The sequence below is a fragment of the Flavobacterium circumlabens genome (assembly GCF_004345565.1).
Taxonomy (GTDB): Bacteria; Bacteroidota; Bacteroidia; order Flavobacteriales; family Flavobacteriaceae; genus Flavobacterium; species Flavobacterium circumlabens.
Genome location: NZ_SLWA01000007.1, coordinates 179,143 through 196,746, shown reverse-complemented (window position 1 = coordinate 196,746; position 17,604 = coordinate 179,143). Strand labels below are relative to the sequence as shown.

At 37.1% G+C, this 17,604-nt stretch carries 17 protein-coding genes; 10 read left to right on the top strand and 7 right to left on the bottom strand.

All coding sequences use genetic code 11. From position 1 onward, the window contains the following. Positions 1-17 precede the first annotated feature (17 nt). From EV142_RS17240 to EV142_RS17225, 4 genes are all read left to right on the top strand, one after another. Complete coding sequence (locus EV142_RS17240) at positions 18-758, top strand: SDR family NAD(P)-dependent oxidoreductase (RefSeq protein WP_132037077.1); 741 nt, start codon at positions 18-20, stop codon at positions 756-758. A gap of 88 nt (positions 759-846) precedes the next feature. Next, positions 847-1,221: a nuclear transport factor 2 family protein gene (locus EV142_RS17235; RefSeq protein ID WP_132037076.1), complete on the top strand. Its 375-nt coding sequence runs from the start codon at positions 847-849 to the stop codon at positions 1,219-1,221. Between the two features lie 6 nt (positions 1,222-1,227). Next, positions 1,228-2,295 (top strand): NAD(P)H-dependent flavin oxidoreductase, encoded by a 1,068-nt coding sequence (locus EV142_RS17230; RefSeq protein ID WP_132037075.1) that lies wholly within the window; start codon positions 1,228-1,230, stop codon positions 2,293-2,295. Between the two features lie 348 nt (positions 2,296-2,643). Further along, positions 2,644-3,042, top strand: coding sequence for a DoxX family protein (locus tag EV142_RS17225; protein WP_132037074.1), 399 nt, complete (start codon positions 2,644-2,646; stop codon positions 3,040-3,042). A 223-nt stretch (positions 3,043-3,265) separates the two neighbouring features. On the opposite strand, the gene EV142_RS17220 is transcribed toward EV142_RS17225, so the two are convergent. The 6 genes from EV142_RS17220 to EV142_RS17195 form a co-directional block, all read right to left on the bottom strand. Further along, positions 3,266-4,033: a LytR/AlgR family response regulator transcription factor gene (locus EV142_RS17220; RefSeq protein ID WP_132037073.1), complete on the bottom strand. Its 768-nt coding sequence runs from the start codon at positions 4,031-4,033 to the stop codon at positions 3,266-3,268. Continuing rightward, positions 4,014-5,033 (bottom strand): sensor histidine kinase, encoded by a 1,020-nt coding sequence (locus EV142_RS17215; protein ID WP_132037072.1) that lies wholly within the window; start codon positions 5,031-5,033, stop codon positions 4,014-4,016. Before EV142_RS17215 ends, EV142_RS17220 begins: the two co-directional genes overlap by 20 nt. A 76-nt stretch (positions 5,034-5,109) precedes the next feature. Then, positions 5,110-5,868, bottom strand: coding sequence for a DUF1223 domain-containing protein (locus tag EV142_RS17210; protein WP_132037071.1), 759 nt, complete (start codon positions 5,866-5,868; stop codon positions 5,110-5,112). A gap of 63 nt (positions 5,869-5,931) precedes the next feature. Continuing rightward, entirely contained in the window at positions 5,932-6,363 is a 432-nt protein-coding gene (locus tag EV142_RS17205) for an organic hydroperoxide resistance protein (RefSeq protein ID WP_194100247.1), read from the bottom strand. 168 nt (positions 6,364-6,531) lie between these two features. Next, on the bottom strand, positions 6,532-7,536 hold the full coding sequence (locus tag EV142_RS17200; protein ID WP_132037070.1) for an alpha/beta fold hydrolase: 1,005 nt from the start codon (positions 7,534-7,536) through the stop codon (positions 6,532-6,534). Between the two features lie 132 nt (positions 7,537-7,668). After that, the gene (locus tag EV142_RS17195; RefSeq protein WP_132037069.1) at positions 7,669-8,961 is read right to left on the bottom strand and encodes an epoxide hydrolase family protein; all 1,293 of its coding nucleotides are present in this window, start codon (positions 8,959-8,961) and stop codon (positions 7,669-7,671) included. A 508-nt stretch (positions 8,962-9,469) separates the two neighbouring features. Here EV142_RS17195 and EV142_RS17190 point away from each other — a divergent pair. The 6 genes from EV142_RS17190 to EV142_RS17165 all read left to right on the top strand — a co-directional run bounded on the left by EV142_RS17190 (position 9,470) and on the right by EV142_RS17165 (position 15,864). Beyond that, positions 9,470-9,703 (top strand): hypothetical protein, encoded by a 234-nt coding sequence (locus EV142_RS17190; RefSeq protein ID WP_132037068.1) that lies wholly within the window; start codon positions 9,470-9,472, stop codon positions 9,701-9,703. Between the two features lie 256 nt (positions 9,704-9,959). Then, complete coding sequence (locus tag EV142_RS17185) at positions 9,960-11,204, top strand: hypothetical protein (protein WP_132037067.1); 1,245 nt, start codon at positions 9,960-9,962, stop codon at positions 11,202-11,204. 86 nt (positions 11,205-11,290) lie between these two features. Beyond that, positions 11,291-12,214 (top strand): HamA C-terminal domain-containing protein, encoded by a 924-nt coding sequence (locus EV142_RS17180; protein WP_132037066.1) that lies wholly within the window; start codon positions 11,291-11,293, stop codon positions 12,212-12,214. 2 nt (positions 12,215-12,216) lie between these two features. Next, positions 12,217-14,313 carry a DEAD/DEAH box helicase gene (locus EV142_RS17175; protein WP_132037065.1) on the top strand — a complete coding sequence of 699 codons (2,097 nt, stop codon included), beginning with the start codon at positions 12,217-12,219 and terminating at the stop codon, positions 14,311-14,313. Positions 14,314-14,470: 157 nt separating this feature from the next. Next, entirely contained in the window at positions 14,471-14,632 is a 162-nt protein-coding gene (locus EV142_RS24430) for a winged helix-turn-helix transcriptional regulator (RefSeq protein ID WP_306462579.1), read from the top strand. 215 nt (positions 14,633-14,847) lie between these two features. After that, a complete protein-coding gene (locus EV142_RS17165; protein ID WP_132037165.1) occupies positions 14,848-15,864 on the top strand; it encodes an LLM class flavin-dependent oxidoreductase in 1,017 nt (338 codons plus the stop codon). Positions 15,865-15,887: 23 nt separating this feature from the next. Here the strand turns inward: EV142_RS17165 and EV142_RS17160 are convergent, their stop codons facing one another. Beyond that, positions 15,888-17,489 (bottom strand): Na+/H+ antiporter, encoded by a 1,602-nt coding sequence (locus EV142_RS17160; RefSeq protein WP_132037064.1) that lies wholly within the window; start codon positions 17,487-17,489, stop codon positions 15,888-15,890. Positions 17,490-17,604 lie beyond the last annotated feature (115 nt).

The window sequence follows — 17,604 nt, the reverse complement described above, 5'->3', positions numbered from 1 at the left end:
AAAAAATAAAAAGTATAATGAAAACAATAATCATAACCGGTGCTTCTACCGGAATCGGAAAATCAATCGCTCAGTTATTTCTGGAAAAAGGACATAATCTCGTGATCAACTCAGCGAATTCAGCTAACCTTGAAGCTACTTATCAGGAACTAGGAAATCCGGAGAAAGTAGCGATGGTAGCTGGAGATATCAGTCTTACTGCAACAGGAAAAAAACTGGTTGAAACTGCCATAGCCCGTTTTGGCGGTGTAGATGTACTGATCAATAATGCAGGAATCTTTGAGCCAAAATCTTTTCTGGAGGTAGAAGAAAAAGACCTGGACCGTTTGTTAAGCATCAATCTTAAAGGAACATTTTTTACCAGTCAGGCGGCTGTAAAACAAATGCTGCAGCAAGGTCAGGGTTCTATTATCAATATCGGAACGGTATTGGTAGATCACGCCATTGATGGTTTCCCGGCAACGGCACCAATTTCGAGCAAAGGCGGTATTCACGCCCTTACCAGACAACTTGCCGCTGAATTCGGAAAAAACAATATTCGTGTCAATGCCATCGCTCCCGGTATCATCAGAAGCCCGCTACAGGCCAAAACCGGAGTAGACAATGCAGATACCTTAGCAGGTTTACACTTACTAAATCGTATCGGTGAAACCAGCGATGTGGCTCAATTAGCACTATATCTGGCTGAAAGCAATTTTGTTACCGGAGAAATTATTAATTTAGATGGCGGACACGTTGCCGGTCACAGTATACTTTAATTTTTAATCACTTAAGCCTGTCGGGTGGAATTCAAAAACAGTAGTTGTAATCAATTACACCCGGCCGGTTTATTTAAATCCAAAAATTATGGACAATTTTAGTACCAGTGCAGCTTTAATTACTGCACTAATTATGAATTACTTCAATGGTATTTACAATGGTGATGCTGCTTTACTCGAAAAGACTTTTCACCCAAAAGCGTTAATCGTTGGAGACATTAAGGGAATGCCTTATTTTAAAACGCTGGATCAATATCTGGAAGGAGTAAAAGGCCGTAAGAGTCCTCACGAACTCGGAGAAAAATTCAACATGGAAATCATATCTTTAGAAGTCATCAATAATACGGCTGTAGCTAAAGTGAAAGTTCCCATTTTTGAATATAACTATTATGATCAGCTGAGTCTTGCTGTTGTTGATGGCAAATGGGTGATTGTAAACAAACTACTAACACACGTAAATTAATCGGTGATGTGGAATTCAACTAAAATAACACAATTACTAGGCATACCATATCCCATTCTGCAGGGTCCGATGGGCGCTGGTTTTTCAACTGCCGCTTTATTGGCTGCTGTCAGCAATGCCGGGGGATTAGGAAGCTATGGTGCCTATACGCTGACTCCCGAAGAAATTCTGGAAGCCGGAAAAGCCATAAAAGAACTGACCAATAAACCTTATAATATCAATTTATGGGTCAATGATGTGGATAAAACGCTTGTCAATTATCCACCTGAAAAATTAGAAAAAATCAAACTGCTTTTTAAACCTTATTTTGATGAATTAGGAATTCCGTTACCGGATCTTTCTGCTGACATTCCGTCGAAGTTTGAAAAACAAGTAGATACTTTATTCGAAATTAAACCTGCTGTTTTCAGTTTTATTTTTGGAATTCCTTCGAAAGAAATACTGAACGAAAGCCGAAGATTAGGCATCAAAACGATTGGGGCTGCCACCACTTTAGAAGAAGCCCTTGCTCTGGAAGAAGCTCAGGTAGATGCTATTGTGGCCTCAGGATTTGAAGCCGGCGGACACAGACCTTCGTTTTTAAGACCTGCCCAGGATTCTTTCACGGGACTGTTCACCCTTTTGCAACAGCTAAAAGCGAAAACAAAAACGCCCATTATCGCAGCCGGTGGTATTATCGATGCGAAAGGTATTGCAGCCGCGATGACTTTGGGCGCCGATGCCGTGCAATTGGGTACTGCGTTTATGGTGACAGAGGAATCAGGAGCAACACCACTTCACAAACAAGTGCTGTTATCCGGTACAGCCAATCCTACTACAGTTTCGAAATCGCTTACGGGAAGAATGGGACGCCTGTTAAGCAACCGGATATCGGATGCTGTTCCTTTTGAGACAGAAGTTTTACCTTTTCCGTTGCAGACGAAGTTAATTGCACCTTTAAAAGCAGCCGCTCTCTCGCAGGGAAAAACAGAAATGATCAGTTTCTGGTCCGGCCAAAATACAAGTGGCTTAAAACACTATAGTGCAGACGGACTTATGAAGGCACTGATTACCGAAACCGGGGCATTGCTCTGAGTGTTTTTTACCGCAAAGTTTTTTTTACCGCAATCCCGATTGCTATCGGGAGCAGAGTTTTTTTATAATAGGAAGTGTGTAAAACGCGAAGATCGCAAAGCTGTATCTATAATAACTTTGCGTCCCGATAGCTATCGGGATTGCGTAAATTCTTTTTTAGCCACACATCAAAGGATTAAAATCTGTGTAAATCAAAGTAATCTGTGGCAAGAAAACTTTGCGGTAAAACTACAAAGCAAGCATTGTCTGTTTCGAAGTTCAATTTGTCCGGTTGGGCATGATTTCAATATTTTTTTCAACGGGTAAGTCACAATTTTGTCCCGTTAAATAACCTAAAATATAAAAATCATGAACTCAAAAACAACAAAAATTATTTATTGGACAGGAATTGTATTAACCTCTTTATGGTTTGGAGCCAGTGGCTTCTTCGAACTGACTACAAACCCAATTGTCTGGGGAATTACAGAGCAGTTGGGTTATCCTTCTCATTTTATTTATTTGCTTGGCGTATTTAAACTAGCCGGAGTTATCGTCTTATTAATTCCGAACAAATTACTCCGATTAAAAGAATGGGTATTTGCCGGTGTCTTTTTCGATATCACTTTTGCCTTCATATCCAAAATTTGTGTGCTTGGTTTTCCGGCGACCATCGATGCTATTGTTGCATTTGTAATGGTCAGCGTAACCTATCTGATGTTTCGCAAAATATATACGGCGACTTACACTAACACCATTCAGGCGAACTAACTTTCAAATATCAAAAAGAAAATTGCCTAAGATTGATTCTTAGGCAATTTATATTTTATTAATCTTACTCTTTAAACGATCCAGATGAAAAAAATCATTCTAATCTTAAGCGTTATATTATCAGCTCTTTTCTTTTTGAGCTGTTTTATGTTTCCGGAATTGTAAATTCTTTAGTCATCACTATAACCTGTTAATTTGTCCTTTTTGTGAATGAATTAACGGGTTATCGGTTTTCCAGCCAGCTTAAAAAAGCGGTTGCTTTTTCTTTCCCGATCAATAATTTTTCTTCTGTCGGAATCGTTAATTTGATGATCAGTTTGCGCGAAAAATAATGCTCCGCCTCCCTGATGGCTGAAAAATTCACCAGATATTGCCTGTTGATCCTGAAGAATTGTGTTGGCGACAACAACTTATGAACCTCATCTAACGATTGTGTAATCTGATATTCATTTTTATCCAGCGTCATGATCGTTGGCGTTTCACATTTGATATAAAAAAACGCAATGTTTTCAGTTTGTAACGTCTGGTATTTGTTGTTTTTAAAAACCAGGAAGCTGCTTTTTCCTGTATTCTCGCCTGTTCGGGTCAGTAAATATTCAAAATCAGGCATCATCTTTTTATTACGCTGAAAAAAGTTTTTCAATTCTCCGGCTTTCTTAATGGCCTGGGCAATACTTTCTCTCGAAAAAGGTTTTAATACATAATCGATTCCGTTTGATTTGAATGCCTCAATCGCATAATCATCAAAAGCGGTACAGAATATTACAGGTGACAGCACTTCAACATTTTTAAAAATTTCAAAACACTGACCGTCTGCCAGCTGAATATCCATAAAAATAAGATCAGGCTGATCGTTTTCCTGCAGGTAACTGACCGCACCGTCAATACTTTGTATGTAGGACAAAATCTGAGCATCGGGCCTGATACTCAAAATAAGCTGACCAAGGGCTTTAGCCGTTTTTACCTCGTCTTCAATTATTATGATAGTCATAGATCATTGGTATTTTTACTTTAAAAATAGTTTCATTTTTATCAATTTCAATCTCTTTATGGATTAAATGCTGGAAGCGCTGATTGATATTGTCGAGTCCGACTCCGGTCGATAAAGCGCCTCTTTTCAGCTGAATCTGGTTTTCAACGACCAGGAAATCCCCTTCGCTATACAATTTAATGACCAGTGGTTTATCCAACGATACAATATTGTGTTTGATACAATTCTCGATCAGTAACTGCAGGGTAAAAGGCGGGACAGCTGAATCATATTGTTTCGGATCTACTTCATTCACCAAAACAAATCCATCCTCAAATCGGGCTTTCAGCAGATAAACATACGAATCCAAAATCTGCAGTTCTTCTCTCAACGGAATCAGATCCATCTTTCTGCTTTCGAGTGTAAAGCGATAAAAATCAGAAAGTTTTAAGATAAAATCAGAGCTCATCGGATCATTAATATCGACCATTGATTTCAAGGTATTCAGGCTGTTAAACAAAAAATGCGGATTTACCTGTTGTTTCAGTAATTCGTATTGTGCACCCAGGTTTACCGATTTTGTGCGCTCTAACTCCACGCCCAGCTGTTGGGTCTGATAGTTCTGAAAAAGCAAATGCAGGAACATATAAACAATCAGATTGATCAAAACCCCTCTCAATTCGAACATAATCGGAGCATCCATTTTTGAGACCTCAAAAAGTTCCTGATGGGCAATCACCAATATGACCATCATTAGAATACCTAAAAGCACACTGAGAAGAAGTTTTCCGTTAAACAGGGTTTTAGGGGTGCGTTGTGACGAAAATTTCGGCAGGCTGTAAATGTTGTAATACCATATAAAAATCGAAAACAACAGTGTAATAGAGGAATTAATGACAATATCCCCCGGTGTCGAAAAAGAATCAAATAATTTAGGTATCGAAGCCAGAATGGCCAGCGATATGGAACTTCCCCAGATCACCTTTCCGGATACTTCAAAGCGTTTTTTTTGTTTTTCCATTGTAGTATAAATCATTAAAGCCTACCCAAAGGTAAGCTTATTTTGAAAATGTATTAGTGTTAAATTGATTTCTCAATTAGTTGTTTTCGGCTCTTGCAGCGCCCAAAATGGCTCCGGAATTTACATCCTGAACAAAACCAATTACTTCGAAATCCCTTGCCGAAAAATCTTTGGGTGCAGCAATAGTGGAAGTTCCGCTTCCGTTATTTTTTAAAGCAATACTTTGCAGCTGTTTTACAATCTGATAGTGTGACAAAATCCGATTGGCATTCTCTCCTCTTTTCACATTACTTTTGGCTGATTTCTGTACCAATGCAAGCAGCAAAAGGCTGTTTTTTGAAATACCATTTATGTTATATTTTACATTCAGTTTGTTATTGACTGGAGTTGCTTCCAAAGCTAATTCGGCAGCTGCAGGTTTAGAAAGCGCATTTTTAATTGCGTTTCGTACTGCAGTTTCATCAGAACCGATATAATCTTTTTTACCGTTTACAATAACCTGAGGCGTATAAATGGGTTCTTTTCCCAGCCATTTGGCATAATCGTATTGTCTTTTTGTATAGTCCGGATTACTGAAAATATCTTTCCAGCCCTGTCTGTCCCAATAATCGACGTGATACGAAAGCACATAGACCTGACCGTCTTTATTTTCATTTTGAATCTTCCCCAGCAGCTCATCTGCCGGCGGACAACTGGAGCAGCCTTCCGAGGTAAATAATTCTAAAACAGCAATTCCTTTTGTGGTCTTTATATCCCGATTATTTTGGGCACAACTGCTCATTCCGATTAGCAGCAGCAAGCTTGCAAAAAGGGAAGATGTTTTTATTTTTTTCATGATTTCTAAATTAGGATAAATAAAAAGAAACCCCTTCGATAGAAGGGATTTTCTTTTAGGAAATTAAAGAATAGTAATCTCCACATTAATATTTCCTCTTGTCGCTTTAGAATACGGACAAGTCTTGTGCGCTTCGGCAGCAATTGTTTTGGCCACTTCAGGTTCTAATCCCGGAAGACTGATATTTAAACGCGCCTGTAAAGAGTATTCTCCGGCTGTTACCGCCAAATCTACTTCGGTATCTACAGCCGTTTCTGCCGGCAGTTTGATGTTCATTTTTCCGGCTGCAATTCCCATGGCACCAATAAAGCAGGCCGACCATCCGGCAGCAAATAATTGTTCCGGATTTGTTCCCGGTCTTGAAGAACCCGGAGAGGTCAGTTTCACATTCAGGTTATCATCTGAACTTCTGGAAGCCCCTTCGCGTCCTCCTGTGGTATGTGTTTTTCCGGTATAAAGAATTTTTTCCGGTTGTGGGATGTTTGAATTTTCCATGATTGTAATTTTTTAAATTGTTTATTGTCTATTGTTTATCGTTGATTCTATATTCTTTACTCTTTACTCCTAACTCCTAACTCATAACTCTTAACTCTTAACTCTTAACTCTTAACTCTTAACTCTTAACTCTTAACTCTTAACTCTTAACTCTTAACTCTTAACTCTTCATTTCGCAAATCCGTCTGCATCAATAATTGCCTGTGCAAATGCTTTCGGATCTTCCTGAGGCACATTGTGTCCGATTCCTTTTAAGATGCGGTGTTCATATTTCCCTTTGAATTTGTTCGCATACGCTTTTCCATCCGCGAAAGCGCCATCAAAATCACTTCCGATTGTAATTGCCGGAACTGTAATTTCAGGTCTTGCTGCTAATCGTTTTTCCAGGCTATCGTATTTAGATTCTCCCGCTTCAAGAGACTGACGCCATCTGTAATTGTGAATTACAATGGCCACATGATCCGGATTATCAAAAGACTGTGCCGTCTGATCGTAAGTTGCTTTATCGAAATTCCAGATTGGGGAAGCCAGTTTCCAGATCAGTTTATTGAATTCGTAGGTGTTGTGAGTGTATCCGGTTTTTCCTCTTTCCGTAGCAAAATAATACTGATACCACCAACCATATTCCGCTGTTGGAGGCAACGGTTTTAAGTTCGCTTCCAAATTCACTACAATATAACCGCTTACCGAAACCAGTCCGTTTACGCGTTCCGGCCAGAGTGCTGCCACGGCTACGGCGGTTCTGGCTCCCCAATCAAATCCGCCAATAGTTGCCTTTTTAATTTTCAGCGCATCCATCAAAGCAATAACATCGCTTGCCAAAGCAGCCTGTTGTCCGTTTCTAAAAGTAGCATCCGACAGGAAACGTGTTGTACCAAAACCTCTTAAATAAGGCGTAATTACCCTGTAGCCTTTCGCCACTAAAATTGGCACCACTTCCTTGTAACTGTGAATATCGTAAGGCCAGCCGTGAAGCAAAATGATCGGACTTCCTGTTGAAGGACCTGCTTCGGTATACCCCACATTCAATAGTCCGGCGTTAATTTGTTTTAAGGTCCCCAAGGAACTGCTTACCCCGATTGTATTCGTTTGTTTTTCTGATTGTGCCTGACTGAAATTCGCACTTAGGAAAAGCACTGCAATCAGAACGATTTTGTTTAGTATAGTTTTCATATTCTTTTGATTTTAAAAGTATTGATTCGTTAATTTCTTTGTCAAAGATATCCTGACAATGATCGTTTTACAATCAGAAAAAAGGTCAAACGGACAAAGTAAGGGTTGAATTGGACAGTGTTGAATTTGAATTTATTTCCGTAATGACTTAAAAGCGGTACGAAGTTCAAGGGTAAAAATTTGTGGCTCTTCCCATGAAGCAAAATGACCGCCTTTGTTTACTTCATTAAAATAACTTAGGTTTTTATACGCTCTTTCCGCCCAGCTTTTGGGTGCCTGATAGATTTCTCCGGGAAATACGGTTACGGCAACCGGAATTTTGATGTCCTGTGTTTTTTGTTCCACCACATTAAAGTTGTTGGTGTTGTTTTCCCAATACAATTGTGCGGATGAATTAGCCGTATTGGTAAACCAGTACAGGGAAATATCATCCAGCATTTCGTTTTTGGTCAGTGATTTTTCGGCATTTCCGCCACTGTACGTCCATTCGTTGAATTTATCCAGGAAAAACGAAGCCAGTCCAACCGGAGAATCTGTAAGTCCGTATCCTAGAGTCTGAGGGCGTGTGACCATCATTCCGGCATACCCTCCGCCTCTGGTGTACAATTTATTCAGCGAAGCAAAAGCCGCTTTTTCCTTAACCGATAATCCTGCCGGTGCCGGATCTCCGTTTTTTAAGGCTTGGGCAACATCTGCCGGAACTGTGGCAGGCATATTCACATGAATTCCCAACAATCCTTCCGGAGCCTGACGTGCCATGGCATCTGCAACCACAGAACCCCAGTCACCTCCTTGCGAAACATAGTGTTTGTACCCCAGACGTTTCATTAAAACATCCCAGGCAGTACCAATTTTTTCAGGTCCCCAGCCGGTTCCTGTTGGTTTTTCAGAGAAACCATAACCGGGCATTGACGGAATGACAAGATCAAAAGCATCTTCAGCTTTTCCTCCGTAAGCGGTAGGATCTGTTAAAGGTCCGATCACTTTTAAAAGTTCAAAGAAAGAGCCCGGCCAGCCGTGGGTAATGATTAACGGTAAGGCATTTTTATGTTTCGAACGGATATGAATGAACTGAATGTCCAGGCCGTCTATGGTAGTAATAAATTGTGGCAATGCATTCAGTTTCGTTTCGGTTTTGTGCCAGTCGTAATCGGTTCCCCAGTATTTTACCAAACCCTGAATCTGGGCTAATTTCACTCCCTGCGACTGATCCGTCACGGTTTCCTGTGCAGGCCATCTGGTCGCATTGACACGGTTGCGAAGATCTGTAATCGCTTCTTCCGAAACACTAATGTGATACGGGCGAATGGCTGCTGCATCCGCTGTATTTTTTTGTTGTGCAAATCCTGTGGCAGCAATCAAAATAAGCGCGCCTGTCGCTATTACATTCGATAAGCTGTGTCTGTTGGTTCTATTTGTTTTCATTTTTTTTTTGATATTAAATTGTGATTATCTGTTCATTTCTTTGTCAAAAGTATTTCGATAATCCACGTATTTAAATCAGAAAACAGCCCAAACGGACAAAGAGCAGGTTGAAATGGACAGCTGGTATTTTAACCACAATCCCAATAGCCATCGCGACGTTAAGATTTCAAGGATCAGAAGTGATTAAAAAATTATGGCCACAGATTACACAGATTAACACAGATTGTAAAAATCCTTTTAATACCAAAATCTGTGGCAAGAAAACTTTACGTCCCGATAGCTATCGGGATTGCGTAACCCTTAGCTCTCGATAGCTATCAGGATTGCGGTTAAAAAAATGTAAATAAAATATTACTATTTTTTATATATTTGTAACCTCTAAATACAAAAATGCCACCGAAAAAAATTGCCCGTGCAGTATGATGGCGGTATTGGAAACAACCGCAACGCACTTTGTAACGTAGGAACACCTTAGCTGTGCGGGTTCTTTTTCCTAAACACAAAGATTATGAGTACCAACACCCTTTCAAAAGAAGCTGAAACAAAGCTGATTGCTTTTTTCAACGACAGAGTTGATCCAAATGCTATTGCTAAAGCATTGAGGCAAGTAAATTTCACACTCGCATTTGGCGTTATGAGTAAAGTCGAACTCCTTCAAAGCGAAACCCCCCAACTGGGTAACAGCTTTTACTGGCTCAATGAACTGGCCGAGATTTTAGATCCGTATCTGGAGGTAGAATAGGTTTTCTATTCTCTTTTGAAAAATTAAAACCCTCAATCTTTAAAAGATCGGGGGTTTTGTTTTTATCTGCTATTTGAAATACCGTATAAATACGTATTGTGGTGTTTATGTAATTCGTTTACACTTGTTGGTATAAATATTAGTGGGGTTATGGATTTCCGTAAAATACATTATAACTAAAATTTAATCTTTGTTTGTATAAATATCATATGGGCAGTTAATTAAATAAACTATTCCAAATCAAAAAAAACATCTTATGCCAAAAATAGCAAATCTCTGTAGCCAAATTATAAACGAGATTAATATTATTACTGGAACAAAAATATTTGAAGACTGGTTAGAAAATGAGAACTTATCATCTACAGCAAGTCAATTCATAGCTTTTAATAATTCATTTATTTTTCGAGATAATATCAAGACTATAAAAAGCCAAAAATATCTCGCTTTTGATGTTTCTAATACCGGAAAGTTTACTACAAAAAAAATATACGTCATCGAAGGAATTAATTTTCATTCTCATTTTAAAATTTTCACTTTAGCAAATACTCACAAAAAAACTAGTTTAAGCGATGCTGTCAAAATCGAAATAAAAGAAATTGGAGAAGTTATTTATACAATTGTAGGTGAAATACAAGACATTAATATCATATCAGAAAGCATAGGAGATAGTCGTATTAAGAAAATCACTTTAGATCCTAATTCTATCAATAATTTTGAAATAAAAGATGAAGAAATTATTATCAAAGATTATGTCAATCGCGAATGGATTTGGAGTGAAATTAAGCAACATTATGATGCAAATAATTGGCCTATTACAGATAATTTGCCTGGTCTAGTAGATAAAGCAATCACAAACTTTCAAAGTAATGCGTATTCAACCTTGATTATTCCAAAAACCTTTAGTCCAGCTAATTTATATTTATTGGATAAAATTTCACTAGTTATTAATGATCATTTGAAAACATATCAAAAAAATATATTAAACATTGACAATGATAGTCAGGCTATGATAGAAATTCTTCGAATATCTTACAATTTTGTTAGCGATGTCAATAAATTACTATCTCTTGTTATAAACTTATGTGACTTAAAACCAATTATTTTATGGCTAACAATATCTAAATATATTACTCTGGATAATACATTTAAAGATTTACCATTTGGATTTTCAAAAAAGAAAGCTTCACTATTAGATTACGAAAGAGTTATAAAAAATGCACGAAACAAGTCTTTTCACCAATTATTTCCATTTAACAAATCTCTAAAATTTGAACTAGAATCATTAAAAGAGGTAAGCGTAACTATCTTTTCAAATTTCACAAAAAAAGATGGAAATAAAATGACTTATAAAGACCAAGAACTATATGATTTATTACGAGGATTTACCCGAGTAAATGAAGAAGTGGTCAGTAGCAATTTTTGGATTAAAAACGAATACGTAATGCAAGCTGTATATGAGTTGATTGATGCTACATCTCAAAGTATTAAAAATACAAAATAAGTGTATTCTTCCCTTCTAAATCTCAATTGGAATAATGTTACTATTTTATTTTGATTTTTAAACCAAACTAATTAGAAAATTAAATTATGATAAATTTTGAAGTCTTAATTAATGACGCTTTCTCTGTAATTACAAATGATTTAACTTTAAATCCTATTGACAATAAAAGAGTCATTAGTTTAGTAAATACTTTTGAGGATGGGTACTGGAATTATAGTAAATTCCAAAAATTTATTTGGAACAATATAAAAGAAACCGCATTAAGTTATAGAGAAAGACAATCTTTGTCACTTGAAGGAGAAGACTCAATGTTGACAGAAGCAGCAATAAATCTGCGGCTTTCTGAAAATGAAGATGATTTCTGCAGAGGTAGCGAAATATCTGAAATTTTACTTTATGGAATAATGAAAAATTTCTATAAAGCATTGCCAATAGTACCTAAAATTTTTTATAAACAAAACAGTCAAGATAATGCAAAAGGTGCAGATAGTGTGCATATAGTTGTTGAAAGTGAAAATGAATTTTCATTATGGTTCGGTGAATCAAAATTTTATAAATCAATTGAAAATGCTAGACTAGATACAATTATTGATTCTGTTAAAGATTCTTTAACCTTAAGAAAAATAAAAAAAGAAAATAAATTAATAACAAACTTATCAGATATAAATGATTTCGCTGAAATTTCACCTGAACTACGCAGCAAAATAATTGAATCCCTTTCTCAAGAACGCTCGGTAGACTCGATAAAGCCAATTTTGAATATACCTATTTTGTTGCTACATGAATGCAGTATTACAAGTGCAGCAACTCATTTTACAGATAATTACAAAATTGAAATAGTAAATTTTCATAAAGAAAGAGCTACAGAGTATTTTAAAAGACAAATCAATAAGTGCAATGATGTTGATTTATATTCTGAAATCAAATTTCATATAATTCTTTTTCCAGTCCCAGAAAAGAAACCAATAGTAGACAAATTTATTGCAAAAGCACAAATATATAGAGGTTAATTATGGAAAATATAATATTTGATCGTTGTTATAAAATAAATGAATTACTAACTTCAAAAAAAGATAATGAAGCTAGGGAAGAATTAATTAAACTTTTAGATTTTCATAATTCTGAAAAACTTGAATATGTTCCGCTGGTAAATCATTTGATTAGAGAAACTGGATTATTTCCTTACTTACAACAAGAAACATCTAGTTGGGAAGAAAGATATATTTACGAAATTTTTAAAGTAAATATTGGAGAAGAAAAGCCTGTTACATTACATCGAGAACAATCCTTTTTACTAAAAAAACTTTTGGAAGGCAAAAATATTGCTGTAAGTGCGCCAACAAGCTTTGGGAAAAGTTTTGTTATAGATGCTTTTATCAAAATTAAAAAGCCCAAAAATGTAATAATAATTGTCCCTACAATAGCACTTACTGATGAAACAAGAAGAAGGCTTTACAAAAAATTTGCTAACGAATATAAAATTATAACCACAACCGAAGTTGAACCTGCTGAAAAGAATATTTTTATTTTCCCACAGGAAAGAGCAATAAACTATTTAGAAAAAGTAGATTATTTTGACATAATGATTATTGATGAATTTTATAAGGCAAGTACTCTTTTTGACAAAACTAGATCGCCAAGTTTGGTAAAAGCAATAATAAAAATAGGTGCTAAATCTAAACAAAAATACTTTTTAGCACCTAATATTTCAACCTTGGAAGAAAATCCTTTTACTGCTGATATGGAATTTATTCATTTAGACTTTAATACCGTTTTCTTAGAAAAACATGACCTTTATAAAGAAATAAATAAGAATAGTGAACTCAAAAGCAATGCTTTAATAAATATATTAAAGACTAAAGATACCAAATCATTGATTTATGCTGGTACGTATACAAATATTGAAAATGTATCAAATCTCATTTTATTAAAATTTCCAGAAAAAAATAGTGATTTATTAAACCAATTTGCAAATTGGTTAGGTAACAATTATGACTATAATTGGAGTTTGACAAATTTAATAAAGAGAGGCACAGGGATTCATAATGGAAGACTTCATAGATCATTAAGTCAAATACAAATTAAATTATTTGAAGATGAGAATGGAATCAGCAATATAATTTCCACATCTTCAATTATAGAAGGAGTGAATACATCTGCAGAAAATGTTATCATTTGGATGAATAAAAATGGTAATTCAAACCTTAATGATTTTACATATAGAAATATTATTGGAAGAGGCGGCAGAATGTTTAAACACTTTATTGGTAAGGTTTATATTTTAGATAAGCCACCTGCAAATACTCAAACAACTTTAAATATTGAATTTCCTGAAGAAATCTTAGGGGACTTAGATAGCAAAAAATATGATAATCTTTTGACGAGAGAACAACTTGCTAGATTAATTCTTTATCAAGAAGAAATGGGAGACATTCTTGGAGTTGAAGTTTATAATAGGTTAAAAGCTGAATCATTATTTCAATCAAGTAATTCAGAATTAATTAAATCAATTGCCATCGATATGTCAGTAAATCCGGAAAGTTGGAATGGTCTAAATTACCTAAACTCGACAAAAAGAAATCAGTGGGATAAATCTTTATATAAAATAATTAATTTACAGCCTGGAAACTGGGAAACTAAAAACAGCACTTTTGTAGAATTCATTAAAATTTTAAGAAATAATTGGTTTAAATCTATTCCTGATTTATTGAAAGATTTAGAATCTTGTGATATTGGCATTGATGAGTTTTTTAAACTTGAAAAAAATGTAACATTTAAATTTGCATCACTTTTAAAAGATGTAAATATTCTACAAAGAGAATTACTTAAGGAAAAAAATTATGATATCTCTCAATTTATTGCCTATATCTCACATGCTTTTTTACCTTCTGTTGTTTTTCAACTTGAAGAATATGGTCTCCCAAGAATGATTTCGAAAAAAATTCATAAATCTGAAGTTATAGATTTTTATGATCAAGAGTTGACAATACATAGTGTGATAGAAAAATTTAATCTTATAGGAATAAATAAAATAAAACAAAATGTTGAATTAGATGAATTTGACAATTATATATTAGATTATTTTTTTGACGGAATAAAAATTAATTAAAAGGATGAATTTAATAGCGTAAAGTACAATCTTTGCGCTATTATTTTATATAAAAATCGCTTCAAATCCTTTAATTTTGCTACCAATCCACGATATACAAAATTAAACCCCAATGCAAAGAAACCAGAAAGAAGAAGTCTAGGCCTTATAAGACACCATATACGTTTTAGGTGGAAAATGGAAACTGCCGATCATCAATTCAATTTGTAATGGCAACCATCGGTTTACGGAAATTCAGCAGAGTATTCCGGGGATTACGTCGCGTATGTTGTCGAAGGAATTAAAGGATATGGAACTTAATAATCTGGTCAAAGAATAGAAGACCGCGATGCCAAAGTGGCAATTCTTTACGAGTCCACCCCGTATTGCCAATCGTTCGGGCCAATTATAACGGAAATGATCAATTGGGGGAAATCCCACTGTGAATACATCAAAAAGCAGCAGGAAAAAGCCTGACAATTTTACCAAAATTTTAGAATTTTCAAAACAATTTCGTAACCGTAAAAAAACTGAATTTAGTATCTTTACGTCATGATCGAAATAGGAATAGACAGTTTTGCGTCGGCGATGTACGGCGATAACAACACACTTAGCAGTGTAGAGGCCATGGAGCAACTGCTTCAGCGAATTGAGTTTGCCGATCAGGTCGGACTTGACGTTTTCGGAATTGGCGAACACCACAAAAAAGAGTTTTTAGATTCGGCTACGGCTGTAATCCTGAGTGCTGCTGCAGCACGAACGAAACAAATCAGGCTTACGAGTGCTGTGAGCGTCCTGAGCGCCGCAGATCCGGTGCGGGTCTACCAAAGTTTTGCAACACTGGACCTGATTTCCAAAGGAAGGGCAGAAATTGTCGTAGGCCGTGGCTCTTCGATTGAAGCCTATCCCCTTTTTGGTTTTGAACTGAACGATTACGATAAACTTTTCAAGGAAAAACTCGAACTGTTGCTGCAAGTCCGCGATAATGAATTTGTCACCTGGTCCGGAAAATTCCGTGCGCCTTTAAATAATTTACCCGTTTACCCGAGAGCGATACAGGAAAAATTACCTGTTTGGCTGGGTGTTGGCGGAAGCCCGGAATCTTTTGTGAGAGCCGGAACTTTAGGTTTGCCTTTAATGGTAGCCGTGATTGGCGGACAAACGCACCGTTTTCGCCCTTTAATCGATTTGTACCGCGAAGCCGGACAAGCCAACGGTTTCAAACCCGAAGAATTAAGAGTCGGTTTACATTCGCCCGGTTATGTTTCAGCTACCAATGAAAGTGCTGTAGCAGAATACTATCCCGGTTACGCCGAACTCTGGACCAAATTAGGACTGGAACGTGGCTGGCCGCCCGTAACCAAAGAGAAATTTGATTATCTGGCAGACGAAAAAGGAGTGCTCGTTCTTGGAAATCCGGAGCAGGTCGCCGAGAAAATTTTACGTCACAGCGATGCACTGGGCGGAATCTCGAGATTTACTTTCCAAATGGACAATGCAGGCCTCACCCATTCACAATTGATGAACGCCATCGAACTTATAGGCACAAAAGTAAAACCTCTGATTCAGTAAGACATCAGAGGTTTTGTTTATCATTAGTTTTCGTAAATTTCCATCCACAGACGGCTTTCTTCGAGATCCAGTTCTTTTTCGATTTTGCGGAAAATTTCCTCGTTTACGGAACCTTTTTTGTGCATGACTTCGAGTTTGGAACGCTCTACATTCAGAAGGTCAATTTGCAGTTTAGTAAAATCATTGAAGATTTCGCCGCCCATCACGTTTCCTTTTCCGAAGAAATTGGCCGGTAATTCGGTTTTCTGCAAACGGTTGAATTTCACCTCGTATTTGCTTTTTATATTATGCAGCAGATCATCATTCAATAAGGAAAAATGATCTTCAATATGGGCAATCGTTTCCGAAACAATTATATTCCGGATTCCATACTCTTCTGCCAGAATCGAATAAGGTTCTAATTTTAGTTTACGGATCATCCAAGGCAGTGTAAGCCCCTGAATGACCAGTGTAGACAAGATCACACAAAACACCAGATAAATGATCAGGTTCCGCAACGGAAACGCTTCATTATCATTGATGGTCAGCGGCAAAGCCAAAGCGGCCGCCATGGAGACCACGCCACGCATGCCGGACCATCCGAAAACAATCATATTGCGATAATCAAATTCTTCTTTCTCGCGGATTTTTTTACTTAAAAACCTCGGAACCAATGTTGCCGGCACCACCCACAAAAACCGGACTACAATGACCACAATACTTACCGTTGCCCCCCACACAAACAAAGACATTCCCGAATAATCTCCTATGCCTTCGATAATCTGACGCAGCTGCAGCCCAATCAGAATAAAGATTAAACCGTTTAAAATACTCGTAAGAACGCTCCAGATGGTTCCGGTCATCATACGGCTTTCGTGCGTAAAAAGTGTGCCCGATCGTGCCGAAAGATACAAACCTGTTGTGACTACCGCCAAAACACCGGAGCATTCGAAATGCTCGGCAATCAGGTACGATGCAAAAGGCGTCAGAAGCGTAAAAGTGGCTTCGATAATATCGTCACAAACAAATTTTTTATGTATAAAACTCATGACAAAACCAACGGCCAGACCAATGGCTATGCCGAGGGTAGACATGATAAAGAAATTCAATCCCGCCTGCCAGAGTACAAAATTACCGGCAGTAATCGCTGTTAACGCATATTTATACGCCACAAGACCGCTCGCGTCATTGAGCAGGCTTTCTCCTTCAAGGATCGCAATAAGCCGTGGATGCAGTCCTAAACCTTTTGTGATAGAAGTCGCTGAAACAGCATCGGGAGGTGAAACTATTGCGCCCAGTAAAAAGGCCAAAGGCCACGAAATATCATCTATGAGTAAATGGGCTGCCCAGGCTACCGCTACGGTGGTAAACAGCACCAGACCAACAGCCGCCAGTGTAATCGGGCGCACGGTTTGCTTAAAATCGGCCCAACTGGTGTACCAGGCAGCATGGTATAAAAGCGGTGGCAAAAAGATAATAAAAACCACTTCCGGACTTAAGGCAATGACAGGAAGACCCGGAACAATACTGATGACAACCCCGCACAAAACGAGCACGATTGGAATTGGAAAATTATATCTTTTACTTAGAAGGCTCAGGAAAGCAACCCCGAACAACAACATAATGATTACTGTAATATTTTCCATCTCCGTTTATTTTGGCTTTATTTTTAAAATTGGCAGCAGGTTTTTTAAGGGTACTAATATAATATTTTATGATAATCCCTGCGGTATAAACCGTTTGCTTTTAAAACAAAAAAAA

Excerpts from the sequence above, each read along its gene's own strand:
- EV142_RS17240 (WP_132037077.1), top strand. The coding sequence starts at position 18 with ATGAAAACAATAATCATAACCGGTGCTTCTACCGGAATCGGAAAATCA.
- EV142_RS17235 (WP_132037076.1), top strand. The coding sequence starts at position 847 with ATGGACAATTTTAGTACCAGTGCAGCTTTAATTACTGCACTAATTATG.
- EV142_RS17230 (WP_132037075.1), top strand. The coding sequence starts at position 1,228 with ATGTGGAATTCAACTAAAATAACACAATTACTAGGCATACCATATCCC.
- EV142_RS17225 (WP_132037074.1), top strand. The coding sequence starts at position 2,644 with ATGAACTCAAAAACAACAAAAATTATTTATTGGACAGGAATTGTATTA.
- EV142_RS17220 (WP_132037073.1), bottom strand. The coding sequence starts at position 4,033 with ATGACTATCATAATAATTGAAGACGAGGTAAAAACGGCTAAAGCCCTT.
- EV142_RS17215 (WP_132037072.1), bottom strand. The coding sequence starts at position 5,033 with ATGGAAAAACAAAAAAAACGCTTTGAAGTATCCGGAAAGGTGATCTGG.
- EV142_RS17210 (WP_132037071.1), bottom strand. The coding sequence starts at position 5,868 with ATGAAAAAAATAAAAACATCTTCCCTTTTTGCAAGCTTGCTGCTGCTA.
- EV142_RS17205 (WP_194100247.1), bottom strand. The coding sequence starts at position 6,363 with ATGGAAAATTCAAACATCCCACAACCGGAAAAAATTCTTTATACCGGA.
- EV142_RS17200 (WP_132037070.1), bottom strand. The coding sequence starts at position 7,536 with ATGAAAACTATACTAAACAAAATCGTTCTGATTGCAGTGCTTTTCCTA.
- EV142_RS17195 (WP_132037069.1), bottom strand. The coding sequence starts at position 8,961 with ATGAAAACAAATAGAACCAACAGACACAGCTTATCGAATGTAATAGCG.
- EV142_RS17190 (WP_132037068.1), top strand. The coding sequence starts at position 9,470 with ATGAGTACCAACACCCTTTCAAAAGAAGCTGAAACAAAGCTGATTGCT.
- EV142_RS17185 (WP_132037067.1), top strand. The coding sequence starts at position 9,960 with ATGCCAAAAATAGCAAATCTCTGTAGCCAAATTATAAACGAGATTAAT.
- EV142_RS17180 (WP_132037066.1), top strand. The coding sequence starts at position 11,291 with ATGATAAATTTTGAAGTCTTAATTAATGACGCTTTCTCTGTAATTACA.
- EV142_RS17175 (WP_132037065.1), top strand. The coding sequence starts at position 12,217 with ATGGAAAATATAATATTTGATCGTTGTTATAAAATAAATGAATTACTA.
- EV142_RS17160 (WP_132037064.1), bottom strand. The coding sequence starts at position 17,489 with ATGGAAAATATTACAGTAATCATTATGTTGTTGTTCGGGGTTGCTTTC.